19 protein-coding genes are annotated in these 17,395 nt (G+C 65.3%); 8 read left to right on the top strand and 11 right to left on the bottom strand.

Annotated features, from left to right (window positions below):
- The first annotated feature begins 568 nt into the window (after positions 1-568).
- The 4 genes from WS95_RS19435 (at position 569) to WS95_RS19420 (ending at position 4,388) form a co-directional block, all read left to right on the top strand.
- The gene (locus tag WS95_RS19435) at positions 569-1,786 is read left to right on the top strand and encodes a DUF2863 family protein (protein ID WP_059781363.1); all 1,218 of its coding nucleotides are present in this window, start codon (positions 569-571) and stop codon (positions 1,784-1,786) included.
- Positions 1,787-1,995: 209 nt separating this feature from the next.
- A complete protein-coding gene (locus tag WS95_RS19430) occupies positions 1,996-2,844 on the top strand; it encodes a response regulator transcription factor (RefSeq protein ID WP_059825091.1) in 849 nt (282 codons plus the stop codon).
- A 76-nt stretch (positions 2,845-2,920) separates the two neighbouring features.
- On the top strand, positions 2,921-3,595 hold the full coding sequence (locus WS95_RS19425) for an energy-coupling factor ABC transporter permease (RefSeq protein WP_059825088.1): 675 nt from the start codon (positions 2,921-2,923) through the stop codon (positions 3,593-3,595).
- A gap of 136 nt (positions 3,596-3,731) precedes the next feature.
- Positions 3,732-4,388, top strand: coding sequence for a BspC domain-containing protein (locus tag WS95_RS19420; protein ID WP_059825086.1), 657 nt, complete (start codon positions 3,732-3,734; stop codon positions 4,386-4,388).
- Positions 4,389-4,468: 80 nt separating this feature from the next.
- On the opposite strand, the gene WS95_RS19415 is transcribed toward WS95_RS19420, so the two are convergent.
- Both WS95_RS19415 and yaaA read right to left on the bottom strand, forming a co-directional pair.
- Positions 4,469-5,623: a M14 family metallopeptidase gene (locus tag WS95_RS19415; protein ID WP_059825084.1), complete on the bottom strand. Its 1,155-nt coding sequence runs from the start codon at positions 5,621-5,623 to the stop codon at positions 4,469-4,471.
- Positions 5,624-5,809: 186 nt separating this feature from the next.
- Entirely contained in the window at positions 5,810-6,592 is a 783-nt protein-coding gene (gene yaaA, locus WS95_RS19410; protein WP_034207951.1) for a peroxide stress protein YaaA, read from the bottom strand.
- Between the two features lie 57 nt (positions 6,593-6,649).
- Between yaaA and WS95_RS19405 the strand changes: the two genes are divergently transcribed.
- Both WS95_RS19405 and WS95_RS19400 read left to right on the top strand, forming a co-directional pair.
- Positions 6,650-7,147, top strand: a complete 498-nt coding sequence (locus WS95_RS19405; protein WP_059781358.1) for a putative toxin-antitoxin system toxin component, PIN family — start codon at positions 6,650-6,652, stop codon at positions 7,145-7,147.
- 28 nt (positions 7,148-7,175) lie between these two features.
- A complete protein-coding gene (locus tag WS95_RS19400; RefSeq protein ID WP_034207953.1) occupies positions 7,176-8,348 on the top strand; it encodes a pyridoxal phosphate-dependent aminotransferase in 1,173 nt (390 codons plus the stop codon).
- Positions 8,349-8,390: 42 nt separating this feature from the next.
- Here WS95_RS19400 and WS95_RS19395 read toward each other — a convergent pair whose 3' ends face one another.
- Positions 8,391-9,047 carry a glutathione S-transferase family protein gene (locus WS95_RS19395; RefSeq protein ID WP_034207954.1) on the bottom strand — a complete coding sequence of 219 codons (657 nt, stop codon included), beginning with the start codon at positions 9,045-9,047 and terminating at the stop codon, positions 8,391-8,393.
- A gap of 202 nt (positions 9,048-9,249) precedes the next feature.
- On the opposite strand from WS95_RS19395, the gene WS95_RS19390 reads away from it, so the two are divergent.
- Positions 9,250-10,041 (top strand): oxepin-CoA hydrolase, alternative type, encoded by a 792-nt coding sequence (locus WS95_RS19390; protein WP_059825083.1) that lies wholly within the window; start codon positions 9,250-9,252, stop codon positions 10,039-10,041.
- 196 nt (positions 10,042-10,237) lie between these two features.
- Positions 10,238-10,930 (top strand): glutathione binding-like protein, encoded by a 693-nt coding sequence (locus WS95_RS19385; RefSeq protein ID WP_059825120.1) that lies wholly within the window; start codon positions 10,238-10,240, stop codon positions 10,928-10,930.
- Positions 10,931-10,977: 47 nt separating this feature from the next.
- Here the strand turns inward: WS95_RS19385 and WS95_RS19380 are convergent, their stop codons facing one another.
- The 8 genes from WS95_RS19380 to nuoN form a co-directional block, all read right to left on the bottom strand.
- Positions 10,978-11,454 (bottom strand): MaoC family dehydratase, encoded by a 477-nt coding sequence (locus WS95_RS19380; RefSeq protein WP_034207956.1) that lies wholly within the window; start codon positions 11,452-11,454, stop codon positions 10,978-10,980.
- Positions 11,451-11,912 carry a MaoC family dehydratase gene (locus tag WS95_RS19375; protein WP_059499254.1) on the bottom strand — a complete coding sequence of 154 codons (462 nt, stop codon included), beginning with the start codon at positions 11,910-11,912 and terminating at the stop codon, positions 11,451-11,453. The genes WS95_RS19380 and WS95_RS19375 overlap by 4 nt, the downstream gene beginning before the upstream one ends.
- A gap of 38 nt (positions 11,913-11,950) precedes the next feature.
- Positions 11,951-13,084 (bottom strand): acyl-CoA dehydrogenase family protein, encoded by a 1,134-nt coding sequence (locus WS95_RS19370; RefSeq protein WP_059825081.1) that lies wholly within the window; start codon positions 13,082-13,084, stop codon positions 11,951-11,953.
- Between the two features lie 19 nt (positions 13,085-13,103).
- Positions 13,104-14,300 carry an acyl-CoA dehydrogenase family protein gene (locus WS95_RS19365; RefSeq protein ID WP_034207959.1) on the bottom strand — a complete coding sequence of 399 codons (1,197 nt, stop codon included), beginning with the start codon at positions 14,298-14,300 and terminating at the stop codon, positions 13,104-13,106.
- A gap of 152 nt (positions 14,301-14,452) precedes the next feature.
- Complete coding sequence (locus WS95_RS19360; RefSeq protein ID WP_006750470.1) at positions 14,453-14,875, bottom strand: DUF1178 family protein; 423 nt, start codon at positions 14,873-14,875, stop codon at positions 14,453-14,455.
- A 136-nt stretch (positions 14,876-15,011) separates the two neighbouring features.
- Positions 15,012-15,602 (bottom strand): NUDIX domain-containing protein, encoded by a 591-nt coding sequence (locus tag WS95_RS19355; protein WP_059825080.1) that lies wholly within the window; start codon positions 15,600-15,602, stop codon positions 15,012-15,014.
- A gap of 39 nt (positions 15,603-15,641) precedes the next feature.
- Positions 15,642-15,938 (bottom strand): DUF2818 family protein, encoded by a 297-nt coding sequence (locus WS95_RS19350; RefSeq protein WP_006478276.1) that lies wholly within the window; start codon positions 15,936-15,938, stop codon positions 15,642-15,644.
- On the bottom strand, positions 15,938-17,392 hold the full coding sequence (gene nuoN, locus WS95_RS19345) for an NADH-quinone oxidoreductase subunit NuoN (RefSeq protein ID WP_059781347.1): 1,455 nt from the start codon (positions 17,390-17,392) through the stop codon (positions 15,938-15,940). The genes WS95_RS19350 and nuoN overlap by 1 nt, the downstream gene beginning before the upstream one ends.
- Positions 17,393-17,395: the final 3 nt, after the last annotated feature.

The raw sequence follows: 17,395 nt of genomic DNA, 5'->3' as shown, positions 1-17,395 counted from the left end.
TTCAAACCTGTTACTGTTTTCGGTTCTTTCGAACCGGTCGCTCACTCAAAGCTGACAGGAATATGAATCACTTCATAAACCTGACTTACTTTAGTGTGAGACTCTTGATACTTTTGCTATCTGATCCGAGGATCAGCTCGCTTTCATCAAGCGCCCACACTTATCGGCTGTTAGTTTTTAAAGAGCATTCTGCGAGGGAACCTGAAGTTTCCCGGCAGCGCTGCGTTTTCAGCAGCAGAGAAGCGAGATTATGAACCGTGTTTCGCAGCTCGTCAACAACTTTCTGCACTACATCGTTGCGACTGCGGGGCCATCTTTCTGCGCCGTCGGGCTCGCTACTTCCGAACTCCAACAGCACCGCTTCCCTTCTTCCCGCGCCGCGTTTCCGTTGGCGCGAAAGAGGCGTGATTCTATGCAGCCCACCCCGCAAGCGCAAGGGGTTTGAAGCAACTTTTTTACAGACGCCGCAATTCGGCCGTCCGGCCGTGCCCGGGCACGATGCCGCTTATGGTGCAAAGAACGGACTAGAATGTGAGGTTCTTCGCCTCTTTCTATATACGTCTTTAATATGCGCCAGCGAATCGCCAAACGCCTCCCCCCCGATGCCGACAAACTGGTCGGTCTGTCACTTGCGCTCTTCGCGTCGGGCAGCCGCATCGAGGATCGCTTCTGGGAAGCGAAGCTCGATGCGCTGCTCGCCAAGATTGTCCGCAACGGCAATCAGACCACGCTCGACGCCGCGCTCGACCATCTTCAGCAAAATCATCCCGACGCCTACGGCGCGCTCGCCGACATGGCCGAGACGCACAGCGAGTCGATGGTGATCGAACACGACGGCCAACCCTACGATGCGCTGCTGGTCGCCGTCCCGGTTCTCGCCTGGACGCGCTACATGATTCCGTCAGGCCCGCTCAAAGGCGACGTTGCCGACGCGCTGCGAACGCACCTGCAGGCGCATGTGCTCGCGAACGGCACCCTCGTCGGGCTCGCACCGTTTCTCTACAGCATCGACCAGTTGCCGCGGCACCACGTGGAAACCTATCGGCTGGCCCAGCAACTCGCCCATGCGGCAATCGGCCAGCACACCCCGAAGCTGAGCTTCGGCGACCTGCCGGAAACCTCGCCGATCCTGGCCGATCCGCGCTTCCTGCTGGCCGTCGTCGCCGCGCCGGCCGGCTCGCCGCTGTTCCGCTGGCAGGAAGAAGAAAACGGCAGCCGGATCGAGCGCGGCCAGTGCCTCGAACAATGGACGGCCCAAGGCGGCCCGAACCTGTCGATCGCGTTGCCCGGCTGCGAGTTCGAATGCCTGCTTCCGGACGCGTACTACTCGGCCTGTCGCGATGCGGACGAACGCGTGCGTCCGCACACCGTCCGAACGGCCATTCGTTATCTATTCGACACACTTGGTGCGGCGCCGCAGGAATTGCGCGCGGTGGTCGCCGGCTTCGGCGAACGTCGTGTCGACGAGTATCGCGTCGGCTTCACGCGGCGTGCCAGCAACGACGTGATCTACGGCGTCGTGTGGCCGCTCTATGGCCGTGAAAACGGCGACGTATCGATCGACAACGCGACGCTCGAAGGCGAAGCGCCGATCGAAGGGCCGCTCGAGGAAATCGTGAGCCTGCTGAAAGAATGCGGCGTAACCGACGTCCGCCGGCACGCGGGCCGCTTCGAGCCCGAATACTGCGACGACTGCGGCGTGCCGCTTTACGCCGATCCGCTCGGCGAAATCGTCCATGCGGAAATGCCGGAAGACGCGTCGCCCGCCCAGCCGCACTTCCACTGACCCGCCCCGCAGGCCACGATAGCCTGCCCTGCCCGAAGCCGCTTCCGGTGCCCACCGAAGCGGCTTTTTTCTTATCCGATGCCCGTCGTCCAAAATTTCGAACTTTTCCTAAGCCTTTCAGCCAAGCAGACATCGTGTAAGGTCTTTGTCATTATCGGGGCCAGCTAATACCCGACAGCAGTCAATGACTCACTTCACGGAGGTTGAATATGCGGTTCTTGGTACTTAACTCAGACGCCGAGCGGCGTGACGGACTGAAGACCCTGTTGCGGCAGATCGACCGGCACGCCAGCATCAACGATGCGCCTGACGGCTTCCAGGCGCGCCGGCTGCTGCGCACCCAGCGTTTCGACCTCGTCGCGATCGACTGGCTGGACGTGGGCCGGGTGAGCGAGCTTCAGGCACTCGGCAACGCGTGCTCGCCGACACCGGTCGCCGTTCTGGTCGACGACATCTCGCCCGACGCCATCCAGCGCTTCTTCAATTACGGCGTCGCGGGCGTGATCCCGCACTCCACGCGGCCGCACCTGATCGTGCGCGCGCTCGAGATCGTCCTGCTGGGCGGATACTACATTCCGCCGATCGCCCTCAGCCTCCTGCCGTCCACGGCGACGGCGACGGCGACGGCGCGCCACGATGCCCATTTCCAGACGCTCGCCGGCTCGCTGCCCCGGCGCCCGCCGAGCGGCCTCCTGTCACCGCGCCAAGCGCAGATCATGCGGTTCGTCCACATGGGCAGCACGAACAAGATGATCGCGCGTACGCTCGGCATCAGCGAAGGCACCGTGAAAATCCACCTCGCGAGCATCTTCCAGCAGCTCGGTGCCGCAAACCGCGCCGCCGCGGTCGCGATCTACAACGGCTGGCTGTCGCCCCATCTCGAGGTGCTGCTGGCGAACCGCAACCGCGCCCGCAAGCCGGCGATCGGCGAACACGGCCCGGCTCCGCTGCGTACGCAACGGCACGACCGTCCGTACCCGTTGCCCATCGCGAATGCCGGCACGCAAGACCTGCCGCTCGCCGCCGAGCCGCCGGCACGGTTCCGGCGCGGACGCTAGGCCAACAGTCTCGATATTGCGACGGTCGGACATGTGCAGGCTCCCACCTTTGATGCTCAACGAGTAATATGGACGCATGGGTTTTCTTTTCACACCGCTTCCGCTCTGGGTTGGCATCGGTGGCTGGATCGCCGCCGTGGCCCTGCTCGCGCTCGCGATCTGGAATCGCCCCTTCGTCCGTCTGCAAGACGCCACGCTTCAGCACGTGTGGCTTGCGCTCGTCACTGCGATCACGGTCCTGTGGGCCTCGAACGCATGGCTCGAAGATGGCATCGTCATGCATCTGCTTGGCGCAACGCTGCTCGTCACGCTGTTCGACTGGACACTCGCACTGGTCGCCATGGGCGCCGTCACGGCGGTTGCCGCGCTCATCTTCGACGCACCGTGGCAAGGCATCGGCCTGACCTATCTGATCTACGGTGCGCTGCCTGTCGGCGTGTCGGCGTTGCTGCAACGCGCCGCGCTCGCGTGGTTGCCGCACAACCTCGCGTCGTTCATCACCGGGCAGGGTTTCCTGTCGCCGGCCATCGCGATCGTCTCGGTCGCCGCCGCGGCGGCCGGTGTCCAGCTCGCGCTCGCGGACGGCGTGCCCGTCGTGATTCCGGCCGGCTATCTGCTGAACACCGCGCTGCTTGCGCTCGGCGAAGCATGGTTCACCGGCATGGCAACGGCACTCATCGCCGTCTATCGTCCTGCGTGGGTCACGACCTTCGACGTCCGGCGCTACCGCCTCGGCGGCCCGCGGGCCTGAATTCCTCCGAATCGGCTCGGCGCACACGCATACCGACGGATTCCACGGCGCGCGCCGAATACGTCACCTACTGCCGCACAACTTTTTTACGCTAAGATTGAACTCCTGTTCTTGATCGGGCATCTATACGTGCCCGATGTCTCCTTCGCTCCTCACCAATAACCAGATGGACAGCTCACCTGCCTCGCTCCGGATTTTCCGGGCGCTCGGCAAGCTGGCAGCCTGTATCGCGGGCCTGTCGCTTGCGCTTCCCGCTCCGGTATTCGCCGACCTGCTCGACCAGCGCTCCGAACTGATCAACAAATTCGTCAACGAGATGCATGCCGATCCGCTCGCCGCCGATTGTGCGGCGCACGGCAGCTTCATCGCCAGCACCTCGACGGCCTTCGACCGAGTCGACTTTGCGCCGAATGCATTCGACAGCGGCAACGCGACGATCACGCCGTGGAATGACTCGTTCGACCAAGGCAAACAGCGCGTGAAAGTCGACAATATCGTCACCGTCGACGGGCTCGGCATCCACAGCGACGGCAGCGATCCGACGCCGCTGAAATTCCGCTGCGGCTATGTCGGCCAGCAAATGCTCGCGTTCAGCTGGAACGATCCGGTTCCGCCGCTGAAGCCGCGCGTCGAGCGCTCGTCGTCTTCGACGAAGAAGTTCAAGGGCAAGTCGCACCGCGGCAAAGCCAAGGCGAAGGCATCGGGCCGCACCGGCAGCAAGAAGGCCGTCGCAACGAAGAAATCGAGCGGCCAGCACAAAGCCGTGAAGAAAAAAACCGCGAAGAAGTCCTGATACGGCGGACGGGTCAACAGCAGCAAAAAAGCCGGCGCATCTCGCGATGCGCCGGCTTTTTCATGCGACGACGGCTGCGCTTACGCGAACGTGTCGACGTGCACCAGGATCGCGGCCAGCATCGCCGCACCGAGCGCCGCGCTGCGCTCGCCGTTCCAGCCGACGCGCTCGTCGGGGAGGTTCGCGTTGTCCTTGAACGGCATCTCGAGCGTCAGCGACAGACAGCCGAACTGGTGACCAATGTACTTCGACGCGAGCTTCAACGCATCTTCCTTGTACTTGCTCGCCGCGTAGCCATGCTCGGTCTGGAAGTCGGGGCTTGCGACCTTGAACGCGTCGATGAACGCAGCCTGCTCCTTGCCCTGCTGCTCGGTAAAGCTCGGCAGCATCTCCGAGCCGGCGACGAACACGTACGGCAGATCCTCGTCGCCGTGAATATCGAAGAACATGTCGCAGCCGATTGCATGGATCGCGTCGCGCACGGCCAGCACCTCGGGGCTGCGTTCGGCATCGGGCGCCATCCACTCGCGGTTCAGGTTCGCGCCGGCCGCATTGGTGCGCAGGTTACCGTGCACGCTGCCGTCCGGGTTCATGTTCGGGACGATGTAGAAGGTCACGCGATCGTAGAGCTTGCGCGCCACCGGGTCGCCGGCCCAGTCGCCCCAGCCGGCCAGCCGCTTGACCAGGCCTTCGACGAACCATTCGGCCATCGACTCGCCCGGATGCTGGCGCGCGATGATCCACACCTTCTTCTTCGGCACACCGTCGGTTTCCGGCGTGCCGAGCGTCAACAGCGACATCGGACGGCCTTCGACCGTGCGGCCGAGCTCGACGACGCTGGCCTGCGGCAACTGCTGGACCGCCCCGAGAAACGCGGCGTGACGCTCTTCCGAGTACGGTTCGAAATACGCGTAGTAGATGCTGTCGAACTCCGGCGTATGGTCGATGGTCATCGTCTTGCCGTCGAACGTCGTCGGCACGCGGAACCAGTCGACCCGGTCGTAGCTCGCGACCGCTTGGTAGTTGCGCCAGCCGGACGGATACGCGCATTCGGCTGCGTTCTCGAACGTCATCACGCACCGCTCGCCGCGCGCCCCCGTCAAGCGGTAGTAAAACCATTGCGCGAACTCCGAACGATTGTCGCCACGCACGCGCAGCCGGATTGCATCGGGGCTGTCGCACGACACGACGTCGATTGCGCCTGCGTCGAAATTACTGGTAATCGAAAGGGCCATCTATCTCTCCTTTGTCGACCGGTGTTAGCGCTTCAGCGCTTACACCGGTCCCATGCAAAGCTGTCGACCGGTGTTAGTGCTTCAGCGCTTACTCCGGTCCCATGCAAAGCTCTCGACCGAAGCAGGCGGTGTACCGCCCGGCCGGCCTCGTGCATGCGCCTGCCGCCTCGCGAACGGCCGGCAGGGTCACTCGCCGACGCGCCGGCGATATACGTAAGTCGAATCGTTCGATGCGGCCGCATCGAACGCATAGCCCTCGGTCGAGAATGCCTTCAGCGCCTTCGGGTCGGCGATACGATTCTCGACGACAAAACGCGCCATCAGGCCGCGCGCGCGTTTCGCATGGAAGCTGATGATCTTGTAGCGGCCGCCCTTCCAGTCCTCGAATACCGGCGTGATGACCGGCGCGGCCAGCAGCTTCGGCTTGACCGACTTGAAGTATTCGGTCGACGCGCAGTTGATCAACACGCGCGCGGCGCCGCTGCGCGTCTCGAGCTGCTCGTTCAGCGCCCGCGTGATGCGGTCGCCCCAGAACGCATACAGATCCTTGCCGCGCGCATTCGCGAACCGCGTGCCCATCTCGAGCCGGTACGGCTGCAGCAGATCGAGCGGACGCAGCAGCCCGTACAGGCCCGACAACACGCGCACGTGCTGCTGCGCATAGTCGAGATCGGAGGACGACAGCGATTTCGCGTCGAAACCCTCGTAGACGTCGCCATTGAACGCCAGCACGGCCTGCTTCGCGTTGGCCGGCGTGAACGTCGGCGACCAGTCGGCATAGCGCTGGAAGTTCAGGCGCGCGAGCGGATCGGAGATATCCATCAGCGTCGCGATGTCCTGCGGCGACAGCTTGCGCAGGCCATCGATCAGCTCCGACGCGTCGTCGACGAATGCAGGCTTCGTGTAAGACTGGACGTGCGGGGGCGTATCGTAGTCGAGGGATTTGGCGGGAGAGAGAACGATTATCATAGAGGCTCGCTGGCACGCCGTGCCTTGCGGTCAGACGAAAACCTCCGATTGTAACGAATGGCCCGCTCTCTCGCCCCGCATGCCGCACACCGCGTCGTGCTCGACTCGAACGTCTGGATCGACATCCTCGTATTCGACGACCCCGCTACGCGCCCGATCCGTGCCGCGCTGGAGCACGGCATGCTTGCCGCCGTGATCGACGGCCGCTGCCTGACCGAACTCGAATACGTGCTCGACTATCCGCAGTTCCAGTCTCGGGCGATCGACAAGGCCGACGCGCTCGCCACGGTCGCCCGGCTCGCGAGCCTCGTCGAACCGCCGCCCGTCGACGCCGACGCGCCGCCGCTGCCGAAGTGCAAGGACCGCGACGATCAGAAATTTCTCGAACTCGCCCGCGCCGCGCAGGCCGAGTGGCTCGTGTCGAAAGACCGCGCGCTGCTGAAGCTCGCGAAGCGCACCGCACGCGACTTCGGTTTCCGGATCGCGCAACCCGCGCCGTTCGTGGAAGCCTGCGCGCTCGACGCCGCGCCGCCCGCCACGACGACGCCCGCCTGACGCAATCCATCCGAATCCGACCGTATCGATGAACGCTCCTTCAGATATGCCAACGACGCCCGTTTTCCCCTCGCGCCTGCCGAACGTCGGCACGACGATCTTCACGGTCATGAGCGCGCTTGCCGCCGAAAAAGGTGCGGTGAACCTCGGCCAGGGTTTTCCTGATTTCGATTGCGATCCGCGCATCGTCGATGCGGTCGCAACCGCGATGCGCAACGGGCACAACCAGTATCCGCCGATGGCCGGCGTCGCGCCGCTGCGCGACGCGATCGCCGACAAGATCGCGCAGGTGTACGGCCGGCGCTACGATCCGGCCACCGAAATCACCGTGACGGCCGGCGCGACGCAGGCGCTGCTGACGGCGATCCTGTGCGCGGTGCATCCGGGCGACGAAGTGATCGTCGTCGAGCCGACCTATGACAGCTACCTGCCTTCGATCGAGCTCGCCGGCGGCAAGCCCGTGTTCGTCACGCTGGAAGCGCCCGACTACGCGATCCCGTTCGACCGCCTCGCGGCAGCGATCACGCCGAAAACGCGGATGATCCTGATCAATACGCCGCACAACCCGACGGGCACCGTGTGGCGCGAGGCGGACATGCGCAAGCTCGAGGACATCGTGCGCGGCACCAACGTGCTGATCCTGTCCGACGAGGTCTACGAACACATGGTCTACGACGGTGCGCGCCACGAGAGCGTCGCGCGCTACCCGGAACTCGCCGCGCGCAGCTTCATCGTGTCGAGCTTCGGCAAGACCTACCACGTGACGGGCTGGAAGGTCGGTTACGTCGCGGCGCCAGCCGCGCTGACCGCGGAATTCCGCAAGGTCCACCAGTTCAACGTGTTCACGGTGAACACGCCGATGCAGATCGGGCTCGCCGACTACCTGCGCGACCCGGCGCCGTACCTGTCGCTCGCGGGCTTCTATCAACGGAAGCGCGACTTCTTCCGGGCCGGCCTCGAGCGCACGCGCTTCAAGCTGCTGCCGTGCACGGGCACGTACTTCCAGTGCGTCGATTACTCGGCGATCAGCGACCTGCCCGAAGCGGAATTCTCGAAGTGGCTCACGTCGGAGATCGGCGTGGCCGCCATTCCGGTGTCGGCGTTCTATCACGAGCCGCACGAATCGGGCGTCGTCCGCTTCTGCTTCGCAAAGCAGGAAAGCACGCTCGCGTCCGCGCTCGATCGGCTGGCTCGCCTGTAAGCGCCGCACGGGCGGCCGCGCGCCGCCCTTCGGGAACCGCGCTTATGAACGTGCGACGTTCGCCGCTTCGACATACGCCTTGCGCTCGGCTGCCACGCGTTGCGCGGCCGGGCGTTCACCCACCGTCTTCGCGTGCGCCTTCCAGTCGATGCCTGCCTCGAGCAGGAAGTCGCGGTCGAATATGGCCTTCGTCGCCATCCCGATGACCGGCAGATGAACCCAGGCGGCAATGTCCGCGAGGCCGAACGACTCGCCGAGCACATACGGCGAAAACCGCGTCATCTGCCTGAATGCATCGATCGCGCGCGGCAGGCGCTTCTCGACGTGCGCCTTCATCCCGTCGCTCACCTTGCCGCCGAAAAACGCTTCCGTATACACCTCGCGCGCCATCCATTCGAGATACAGCTCGAGCGTCTCGACCAGTTCACGCACCTTCGCCGCCGCGAACGGGCTCGCGGGGAGAATGCCTTTCTCGGGATAGCGCGCCGCCAGGTATTCGACGATCACCTGCGACTCGAACAGCGCGCCCTCTTCGGTCTTCAGGAACGGAATCTTGCCGAGCGGCGAATCGGCAAGCCGGGCCGGGTCGCTGATCGGCAAACCACACACCACCTCCTCGAACGGAATGTCGTGCTCGAGCAGGACGAACTTCACCTTGTTGTAGTAGTTGGACAACGGAATACCGCACAGCTGTAGCATTGGCATCTCCTTCCTTGCTGAAGCGCGGCCGCATCGACGCGGGCCGCATCGGGATTCATCGCGCTGAAAAGCACGTTCGTGCTAGTCTAAAGCAAGTCGTGCGTCCGTCACGACGACATTACCTCCGCTGCGGCGTCGGCTCCGCCCGTCCGCGCGACACACGCGGCGCCGCCGCCGCGCCACCCGATGGAGACACGCTCGCATGAGTGCTGAACTGCTGGCCTCGCGTCCGCCCGAGAGCGAATCGACGCTCGTCCTCACGCTGTCCAATCCCGGCGCGCGCAACGCGCTGCATCCCGACATGTACGCGGCCGGCATCGAAGCGCTCGCCACCGCCGAGCGCGATCCGGCGATTCGCGCCGTCGTGCTGACGGGCGCCGATCGCTTCTTCTGCGCAGGCGGCAACCTGAACCGGCTGCTCGAGAATCGCTCGAAGGATCCGTCCTTCCAGGCCGACAGCATCGACCAGCTCGCGGCATGGGTCACGGCGATCCGCGCGTCGACGAAGCCGGTGATCGCAGCCGTCGAAGGCGCCGCGGCCGGTGCGGGCTTCTCGTTGGCGCTCGCGTGCGACCTGATCGTCTCGGCACACGACGCGAAATTCGTGATGTCGTATGCGCGCGTCGGTTTGACGCCCGACGGCGGCGGCTCGTGGTTTCTCGCCCGCGCGCTGCCGCGTGCGATCGCGGCCGAAATCCTGTTCGAAGGCAAGCCGGTGGCCGCCGAACGCCTGCATGCGCTCGGCGTCGTCAACCGGCTCGCCGCGCCCGGCTCGGCACTGGGCGACGCACTGGCATGGGCCGACGCGCTCGCCGGCATCTCGCCGAATGCGCTCACGCGCATCAAGTCGCTGCTCGACGACGCGACCGCGCAACCGCTGGATGCGCAGCTCGGCACCGAGCGCGATCATTTCGTCGCGTCGCTGCATCATGCGGACGGCCTCGAAGGCATCACTGCCTTTCTCGAGAAGCGCCAGCCACGCTACAAGCGCTGATCCGCCGCCACGCCGCCGCGCCCATCCGATGCGGCCCGTCGCCGCGCGCTACGTCGCGGCGCTCTCCGGGCCGGCCGCGCATGCGCGTCGGCACGCGCGTTTCCGTCGCCAGCAGCCCGTGTCGATCCATGCTCTAATGACCGCCTGTCGCGGCGCCGCCGGCGCCGTTTTCGCGCATGCCACACAGGAGTTGACGATGATCGACGTCTATAGCTGGGCGACCCCGAACGGCCACAAGGTGCACATCATGCTCGAGGAAACGGGCCTCGCGTATCGCGCGCATCCGGTCGATATCGGCGCGGGCGACCAGTTCGAGCCCGAGTTCCTGAAAATCAGCCCGAACAACAAGATCCCCGCGATCGTCGATCCGGACGGCCCCGGCGGCCAACCGATCTCGCTGTTCGAATCGGGCGCGATCCTGATCTACCTCGCGGAGAAGACCGGCAAGTTCCTGCCGACCGATCCGGCCGCGCGCTATGCGACGCTCCAGTGGCTGATGTTCCAGATGGGCGGTGTCGGCCCGATGCTCGGGCAGGCGCACCACTTCCGCCTGTATGCGCCGGAGAAGATCGAGTATGCGGTCAACCGCTACACGAACGAAGCGAAGCGCCTGTACAACGTGATGGAAAAGCGCCTCGGCGAATCCGAATACCTCGCGGGCGACGCGTACACGATCGCGGACATTGCGACGTTCCCGTGGACGCGCTCGTGGCAGAACCAGGGCATCGTGCTCGACGCGTTGCCGAACGTGAAGCGCTGGTACGAGGCGATCGCCGCGCGACCGGCCGTGCAGCGCGGCGTCGAGGTGCTCGCGTCGATGCGCAAGGCGCTGCAGGACGACAAGGCGCGCGAAGTGCTGTTCGGCGCAACGCAGTACGCGAAACACTGACGCGCGTATGACGAGCGGAGCGGCATCCGTGCATGCCGCTCCGTGCGTCAGAAGTAATGCAGCGTGATGAACTCCGCCGCGCATACCGGCAGCGGCGCGTCGGGGCGCTCGACCTGCATCGATACCGACCACGTCACCTGGATGCCGCCGCGCGCGGCGTCGGCGGTTTCCTTCACCGCGAACAGCGCACGCACGCGCGCCCCGACCGGCACCGGCTTCAAGAACCGCACGCGGTTCAGCCCGTAGTTCACGCCCATCTTTTGCTCGAAACGCATTGCGTCGGTCATCAACGCGGGAATCAGCGACAGCGTCAGGAACCCGTGCGCGATCGGCCCGCCGAACGGCGACTCGCGCCGCGCGCGCTCGGGGTCGACGTGAATCCATTGATGATCGCCGGTCGCGTCGGCGAAACCGTCGACGCGCGCCTGATCGATCTCGCTCCAGCCGCTCGCGAGCGGCTCCGCGCCGACCCGCTCCCGCAACGCCTGCGCCGATGCGATCAGCGGCAAGGTCACGTCGGTCATGGGTTCGCGCCCCCCGGATGGCGCAGCCCGAAAATCACTTTGGTCTGCACGGTGATCACCGTCTCGCCGGCTTCGTTCACGCCGACCCATTCGGTCGACACGATGCCGCGATCGGGCTTGCTCTCCGACACGCGCTTGTCGTGCACCTTCTGGTACATCGTGATCGTATCGCCGGCGCGAACCGGCTTCAGCCAGCGGATCGAATCGATGCCCGGCGAGCCCATGCTGGTCGAATCCGATCCGAGCTTGCGGACCAGCAGGCTCATGAACACCGAGCACGTATGCCAGCCGCTCGCGACGAGGCCGCCGAAATGCGATGCCTTCCCCGCTTCCTCGTCGACATGGAACGGCTGCGGATCGTAGCGCTTCGCGAACGTCTTGATGTCGTCGGGCTCGAACGTGTAGCGGCCCACTTCGGTCGTGCTGCCGACCACCAGGTCTTCGTAACTGATGCCCACGGATAAGTCTCCTTGTCTGGCGCGCTCGCGCGTCGCCGTCATGCTACGTCGGTTTGCGCGAAATCGGGCAGCGCCGCGATGCGGGCGAGATGATGATCGGTATCGCCAAGCGTCGTCTCGATGATCGACAGCCGCTTGAACAGGTGCGCGGCGGCCACCTCGTTGGTCACGCCCATGCCGCCGTGCAACTGGACGGCCTGCTGGCCGACGAAGCGCGCGGCCGCGCCGACCCGCGCCTTCGCGGCCGACACGGCCTTGCGCCGCGCATCGGCATCGCCGCTCGCGTAGCGCACCGCCGCGAGATAGGTCAGCGAACGCGCCTGCTCGGCATGAATCAGCATGTCGACCATCCGGTGCTGCAGCGCCTGAAAACGCGCGATCGGCACGCCGAACTGCTCGCGCGTCTTCGTGTATTCGACCGTCGCGCGATTCAGCTCGTCGAGCGCGCCGACCGCTTCCGCGCACAGCAGGAAGGTCGCGTAATCGGCGATCTGCTCGAGTGCCGCCGCGTCGCGCGCACCGCCCGTCAGCAGTCGGGCAGGCGTGTCGTCGAACGCGATCGTCGCGGCACGCTGGCCGTCGATGGTCCGGTAGTCGACCACCTTCGCGTTGGCCGCATCGCGTTCGACGACGAAGAGGCCGATACCGCCACTGTCGACCCGCGCCGGCACGATCCACGCATGCGCCTGGGCGCCGTGCTGAACCACCGACTTGGTGCCGGTCAGCCGATACGTGCCGCCCTGCTCGCGCGCGTGCGTGTCGAGTTCGTACAGGTCGTAGCGCGCCCGCGGTTCGTGGAACGCGACCGCCACGCGCTTTTGCCCCTGCGCGACCGCCTCCAGCAGCGCGGCGTCGGCGCCTGCGCCGGAGCCGGCGATCCGCAGTGCTTCGACGCCGACCGCCGTGGCCCAGTACGGTTCGATCACGAGCGCGCGGCCGAGCTCCTGCATCACGACCAGCATGTCGACCGGGCCGCCGCCGAAGCCGCCCTGTGCGTCCGGCACGGGCAACGCGGTCAATCCCAGCTCGGTGAATGCGCTCCACTGCGCATCCGACACACCGGCATCGCTGCGCACGATCGCCTGGCGCGCTTCGAAGCCGTATTGCTCGCCGAGATACCGGCGCAGCGCGTCGGCGAACTGCTGCTGTTCATCGGTAAAGCTGAAATCCATGGTTGTCTCCGTTCCCTGATCACAGCCCCAGAATCATCTGCGCGATGATGTTCTTCTGGATCTCGTTCGAACCGCCGTAGATCGACGTCTTCCGGTAATTGAAGTAGTACGCGGCGAGCGGCGCCGCATCGTCGTCGCCCGCGATGCTGTGTTCGCGCTCGCCGTCGAGGAACGGCACGTCGAACGGGGCGGCCAGCGGGCCGATCGCTTCGACCATCAGCTCGGTGAGCGCCTGTTGCACCTCGGTGCCCTTGATCTTCAGCATCGATGCCTCGGGGCCGGGCCCCTTGCCGCTCGTCTCGCGGCTGACGACGCGCAGCACCGTCACTTCCAGCGCCATCAACTCGACTTCGAGCGCCGCGACCTTCGCGGCGAATACGGGATCGGCGAGCAACGGCTTGCCGTTCTTGCGCTGGTTCGATGCGACGCGCTTCAGGAACGCGAGCTCCCGCTTCGACGCACCGACGCGCGCGATGCCGGTGCGCTCGTGGCCGAGCAGGTATTTCGCGTAGGTCCAGCCGCGGTTCTCGTCGCCGACGAGGTTCTCGACCGGCACCTTCACGTCCTCGAAGAACACCTCGTTGACCTCGTGATCCTCGTCGAGCATCACGATCGGGCGTACCGTGATGCCGGGCGTCTTCATGTCGATCAGCAGGAACGAGATGCCCTCCTGCTTCTTCGCGGCCGGATCGGTGCGCACGAGGCAGAACATCATGTCGGCGTACTGGCCGAGCGTGGTCCAGGTCTTCTGGCCGTTGACGACGTAGTGATCGCCGTGGCGCTCGGCGCGCGTGCGCAGCGATGCGAGATCGGACCCGGAACCCGGCTCCGAATAACCCTGGCACCACCAGTCCGAGCCGTCGAGAATACGCGGCAGGTAGTGGCGCTTCTGCGCTTCGCTGCCGTATTTCATCAGGACCGGCGCGACCATCGACACCCCGAACGGCAACACGGTCGGCGCACCAATCCGCGCGCACTCCTCGTCCCAGATGTGTCGCTGCGTCGCGTCCCAGCCCGGGCCGCCATATTCGACCGGCCAGGCGGGCGCGGACCAGCCGCGCTGGCCGAGGATCCGGTGCCAGCTCGCGAAGTCCTCGCGGTCGAGTCGTTTGTGATCGAGTACCTTGGTGCGCAGTGCGTGAGGCAAGTTGGCCTCGAGCCAGGCGCGGACGTCGGCGCGGAACGCGTCGTCGGCGGGGGAATAGTCCAGATCCATGCGCAGTGTCTCCTGTCGACCGGAGTTAGTGCTTTAGCACTTACTCCGGTCCCATGCTTCGCGGTCGATCAGCATCAGCGCTTCCGCGCTTGCTCTGATCCCATGCAAGGCTCGCCGCGACCGTCCGGCCCGGCAAGGACACACTGCGTACGTTATTGCAGCGGTTCTTTCAGCGCGGCTGGAATCGGCAGCGGCATCACGTCGATGCCTTCTTCGACCAAGGACTGCGCATCCTCCGGCGTCGTGACGCCGCGAATGCTGCGTGCCGGCGCCTCGTTGTAATGGATGCGCCGCGCTTCCTCGGCGAAGCGCTCGCCCACGTTCTCGGTCTTCTCCAGCACCTCGCGCAGCGCGCGCATCACCTGCGCCTGCAGCGCACGCGGATCGGCCGGCTGCGCCTGCGTCGCGCCCGACAGGTTCAGGCGCGGCGCCGACGGCATCCGGTTGATCTCCGTCGTTCCGCACACCGGGCATTCGACCAGCTTGCGGGACAACTGCGCTTCGAATTCATCGGCGGAAGCGAACCAGCCTTCGAACCGATGACCGTGCGGACACTGTAAATCGAGGACCTTCATGCTGAATCAGGGCGTGTGACGAGTGTAGCGCAAAAAGCGGTTTTGTGAACGGTCGTGCTAAATCCGGATCGCGCGGCACGAACGCGCCGCGTCACGGAATTGTAACGCGGCGCCCCGGCCGCCGCCGACGCCGTGCTCAGGGCGTGACGACCGGCCCGAGCGGCCACGTGCCGGACAGCACCTTGTCGAGCCACATCGCGCCGATGATCGTCTTCACGTCGGTGATCTGGCCCGTGCGCACCCACTCCTGCAGGTCGGCCGGCGTCGCCGTGAAGGTTTCGAGGAATTCGCCGTCGTCGAGCTTGCGTTCGCCGGCCGTCAGCCCGCGCGCGAGATACAGGTCGATGAATTCGGTCGAATAGGAAATGATCGGATGAATGCGGGCCAGGAACACGTATTCGCGCGCCGTGTAGCCCGTTTCCTCGCGCAGCTCGCGCACCGCGCACGCGAGCGCGCCTTCGTTCGGGTCGAGCTTGCCGGCCGGGAATTCGGCCATCACCTTGCCGATCGGGTAGCGATACTGGCTCTCCATCAGCACGCGACCGTCGTCGAACAGCGGGATCACCATCACCGCACCCGGGTGCTGCACGTATTCGCGCGTGGCCTTCTTGCCGTCCGGCAGACGGACGGTGTCGCGCTTGAGCTTGAGGAACGCGCCGTCGAAGATCGCCTCGCTCTCGAGGCAGGTTTCGGTCAGTGCGGCGTCGTGATTGGGTAGTTCGGCCATCGGCGGCTCCTGAATGAGCACGACGGACGGCCGAAGCCGTCAGCGTCGTTTGACGAGATACTGGAACGTGAAGCCGGGAAACGCGAACACGACGAAGAGACTGAACGTGATCGCGTAAAACTGCCAGCCCTGTTCGAAGCGGTTGCCGGCGCGCGACTCGAGCCAGAAGCCGAGCGCGCCGACGACGAAGTACAGCACGATCAGCTCGCCGATCCGCACCCACGCATTCTTCTTCGTCGCGCCGAACGGCACGACGGCGAAGAGGCGTTGGTTCAGGAACGGCAGGTTGGCGCAGACGAGCGCCAACAGCACGATGAACCAGCCGGCTGCCGACATTACAGCGGCAGCGTGTGACGGATTGCCTGCAGGCAGGCGGTCAGCAGCGGGCTCGGGATCAGGCCGAGCACGACGACCGCCACGCCGTTCAGCACGAGGATCGTGCGCTTGCAGAAATCGCCCGTGATCGGCGTCGAATCCTGTGGAGCATCGAAGTAAATCACCTTGACGATGCGCAGGTAGTAGAACGCGCCGAACAGCGACGTGATCACGGCCAGCACGGCCAGCCACGTGAGGCCCGCGTTGACGGTCGCCTCGAGCACGGCGAGCTTCGCGTAGAAGCCGACGGTCGGCGGGATGCCGGCCAGCGAGAACATCATGACCATCATCACGAACGCGAACACCGGGCTGCGCTTGTTGAGGCCCTTGAAGTCGTCGATCGTCTCCGCTTCGAAATCGCGGCGCGCGAGCAGCATCACCACGCCGAACGAGCCGAGCGTCGTGATCAGGTAGACGATCGCGTAGAACATCGCCGAGCTGTACGCGTTCGCCGGCGCCGCCGCGTCGCCCTTCACGATGCCCGCGAGCAGGCCGAGCAGCACGAAACCCATGTTCGAGATCGCCGAGTACGCGAGCATCCGCTTGATGTTGCGCTGGACGATACCGGTGATGTTGCCGACGATCAGCGACAGCGCGGCGAGGATCACGAGCGCGGTCTGCCAGTTCTGCGCGAGCGGCAGCAGGCCCATCACCAAGAAGCGCAGGCCCCACGCGAACGCGGCAACCTTCGGGCCGCCGCCGACGAACAGCGTCATCGCGGTCGGTGCGCCCTGGTAGACGTCCGGCACCCACATGTGGAACGGCACGGCGCCGAGCTTGAACGCGATACCGGCGACGATGAAGATCACGCCGAACATCAGCACGGCCGCGTCGGTATTGCCGCCGACCGCCTTGTACACTTCGCCGAGCTCGAGCGAGCCGGTCGCGCCGTAGAGCATCGAGATGCCGTACAGCACGAAGCCCGACGCGAGCGCGCCCAGCACGTAGTACTTCATCGCGGCTTCGCTCGACTGCGCTGCGTCGCGACGCAGCGCGATGACCGCGTACAGCGACAGCGACATCAGTTCGAGGCCGAGGTACAGCGTCAGGAAGTTGTTGCCCGACACCATGACCAGCTGACCGAGCAGCGAGAACATGGCGAGCAGGAACACGTCGCCGCGGAACATGTCGCGGTCTTCGAGATACTTGCGCGAATAGACGAGCGAGACCGCGAACCCGAGCGACACGACCGCCTTCATCATGCTCGCGAACGAGTCGACGACGATCATCTTCGAGAAGAAGTAGTACTGCTGCGGGTCGAGCGCCTGGACCGCGAACCACACGCCGGCGACGACCGACGAGACGACCGCGATCAGATAGGTCAGGCGGCGGCCGGAAGCACCGGTAAAGGTGTCGTTCAGCCATGCGACGACGATGGCGGCCAGCACCAGCGCGTCAGGCAACAGGACATTCATAGA

It is taken from the genome of Burkholderia sp. MSMB1826 (assembly GCF_001526325.1).
Classification (GTDB): domain Bacteria; phylum Pseudomonadota; class Gammaproteobacteria; order Burkholderiales; family Burkholderiaceae; genus Burkholderia.
The sequence above is the reverse complement of the archived record's forward strand: the minus strand, read 5'-3'. Positions and strand labels throughout refer to the sequence as shown.

Coding starts and splice junctions, on each gene's coding strand:
- WS95_RS19435 (WP_059781363.1), top strand. CDS start 569: ATGCGCCAGCGAATCGCCAAACGCCTCCCCCCCGATGCCGACAAACTG.
- WS95_RS19430 (WP_059825091.1), top strand. CDS start 1,996: ATGCGGTTCTTGGTACTTAACTCAGACGCCGAGCGGCGTGACGGACTG.
- WS95_RS19425 (WP_059825088.1), top strand. CDS start 2,921: ATGGGTTTTCTTTTCACACCGCTTCCGCTCTGGGTTGGCATCGGTGGC.
- WS95_RS19420 (WP_059825086.1), top strand. CDS start 3,732: ATGTCTCCTTCGCTCCTCACCAATAACCAGATGGACAGCTCACCTGCC.
- WS95_RS19415 (WP_059825084.1), bottom strand. CDS start 5,623: ATGGCCCTTTCGATTACCAGTAATTTCGACGCAGGCGCAATCGACGTC.
- yaaA (WP_034207951.1), bottom strand. CDS start 6,592: ATGATAATCGTTCTCTCTCCCGCCAAATCCCTCGACTACGATACGCCC.
- WS95_RS19405 (WP_059781358.1), top strand. CDS start 6,650: ATGGCCCGCTCTCTCGCCCCGCATGCCGCACACCGCGTCGTGCTCGAC.
- WS95_RS19400 (WP_034207953.1), top strand. CDS start 7,176: ATGAACGCTCCTTCAGATATGCCAACGACGCCCGTTTTCCCCTCGCGC.
- WS95_RS19395 (WP_034207954.1), bottom strand. CDS start 9,047: ATGCTACAGCTGTGCGGTATTCCGTTGTCCAACTACTACAACAAGGTG.
- WS95_RS19390 (WP_059825083.1), top strand. CDS start 9,250: ATGAGTGCTGAACTGCTGGCCTCGCGTCCGCCCGAGAGCGAATCGACG.
- WS95_RS19385 (WP_059825120.1), top strand. CDS start 10,238: ATGATCGACGTCTATAGCTGGGCGACCCCGAACGGCCACAAGGTGCAC.
- WS95_RS19380 (WP_034207956.1), bottom strand. CDS start 11,454: ATGACCGACGTGACCTTGCCGCTGATCGCATCGGCGCAGGCGTTGCGG.
- WS95_RS19370 (WP_059825081.1), bottom strand. CDS start 13,084: ATGGATTTCAGCTTTACCGATGAACAGCAGCAGTTCGCCGACGCGCTG.
- WS95_RS19365 (WP_034207959.1), bottom strand. CDS start 14,300: ATGGATCTGGACTATTCCCCCGCCGACGACGCGTTCCGCGCCGACGTC.
- WS95_RS19360 (WP_006750470.1), bottom strand. CDS start 14,875: ATGAAGGTCCTCGATTTACAGTGTCCGCACGGTCATCGGTTCGAAGGC.
- WS95_RS19355 (WP_059825080.1), bottom strand. CDS start 15,602: ATGGCCGAACTACCCAATCACGACGCCGCACTGACCGAAACCTGCCTC.
- WS95_RS19350 (WP_006478276.1), bottom strand. CDS start 15,938: ATGTCGGCAGCCGGCTGGTTCATCGTGCTGTTGGCGCTCGTCTGCGCC.
- nuoN (WP_059781347.1), bottom strand. CDS start 17,392: ATGAATGTCCTGTTGCCTGACGCGCTGGTGCTGGCCGCCATCGTCGTC.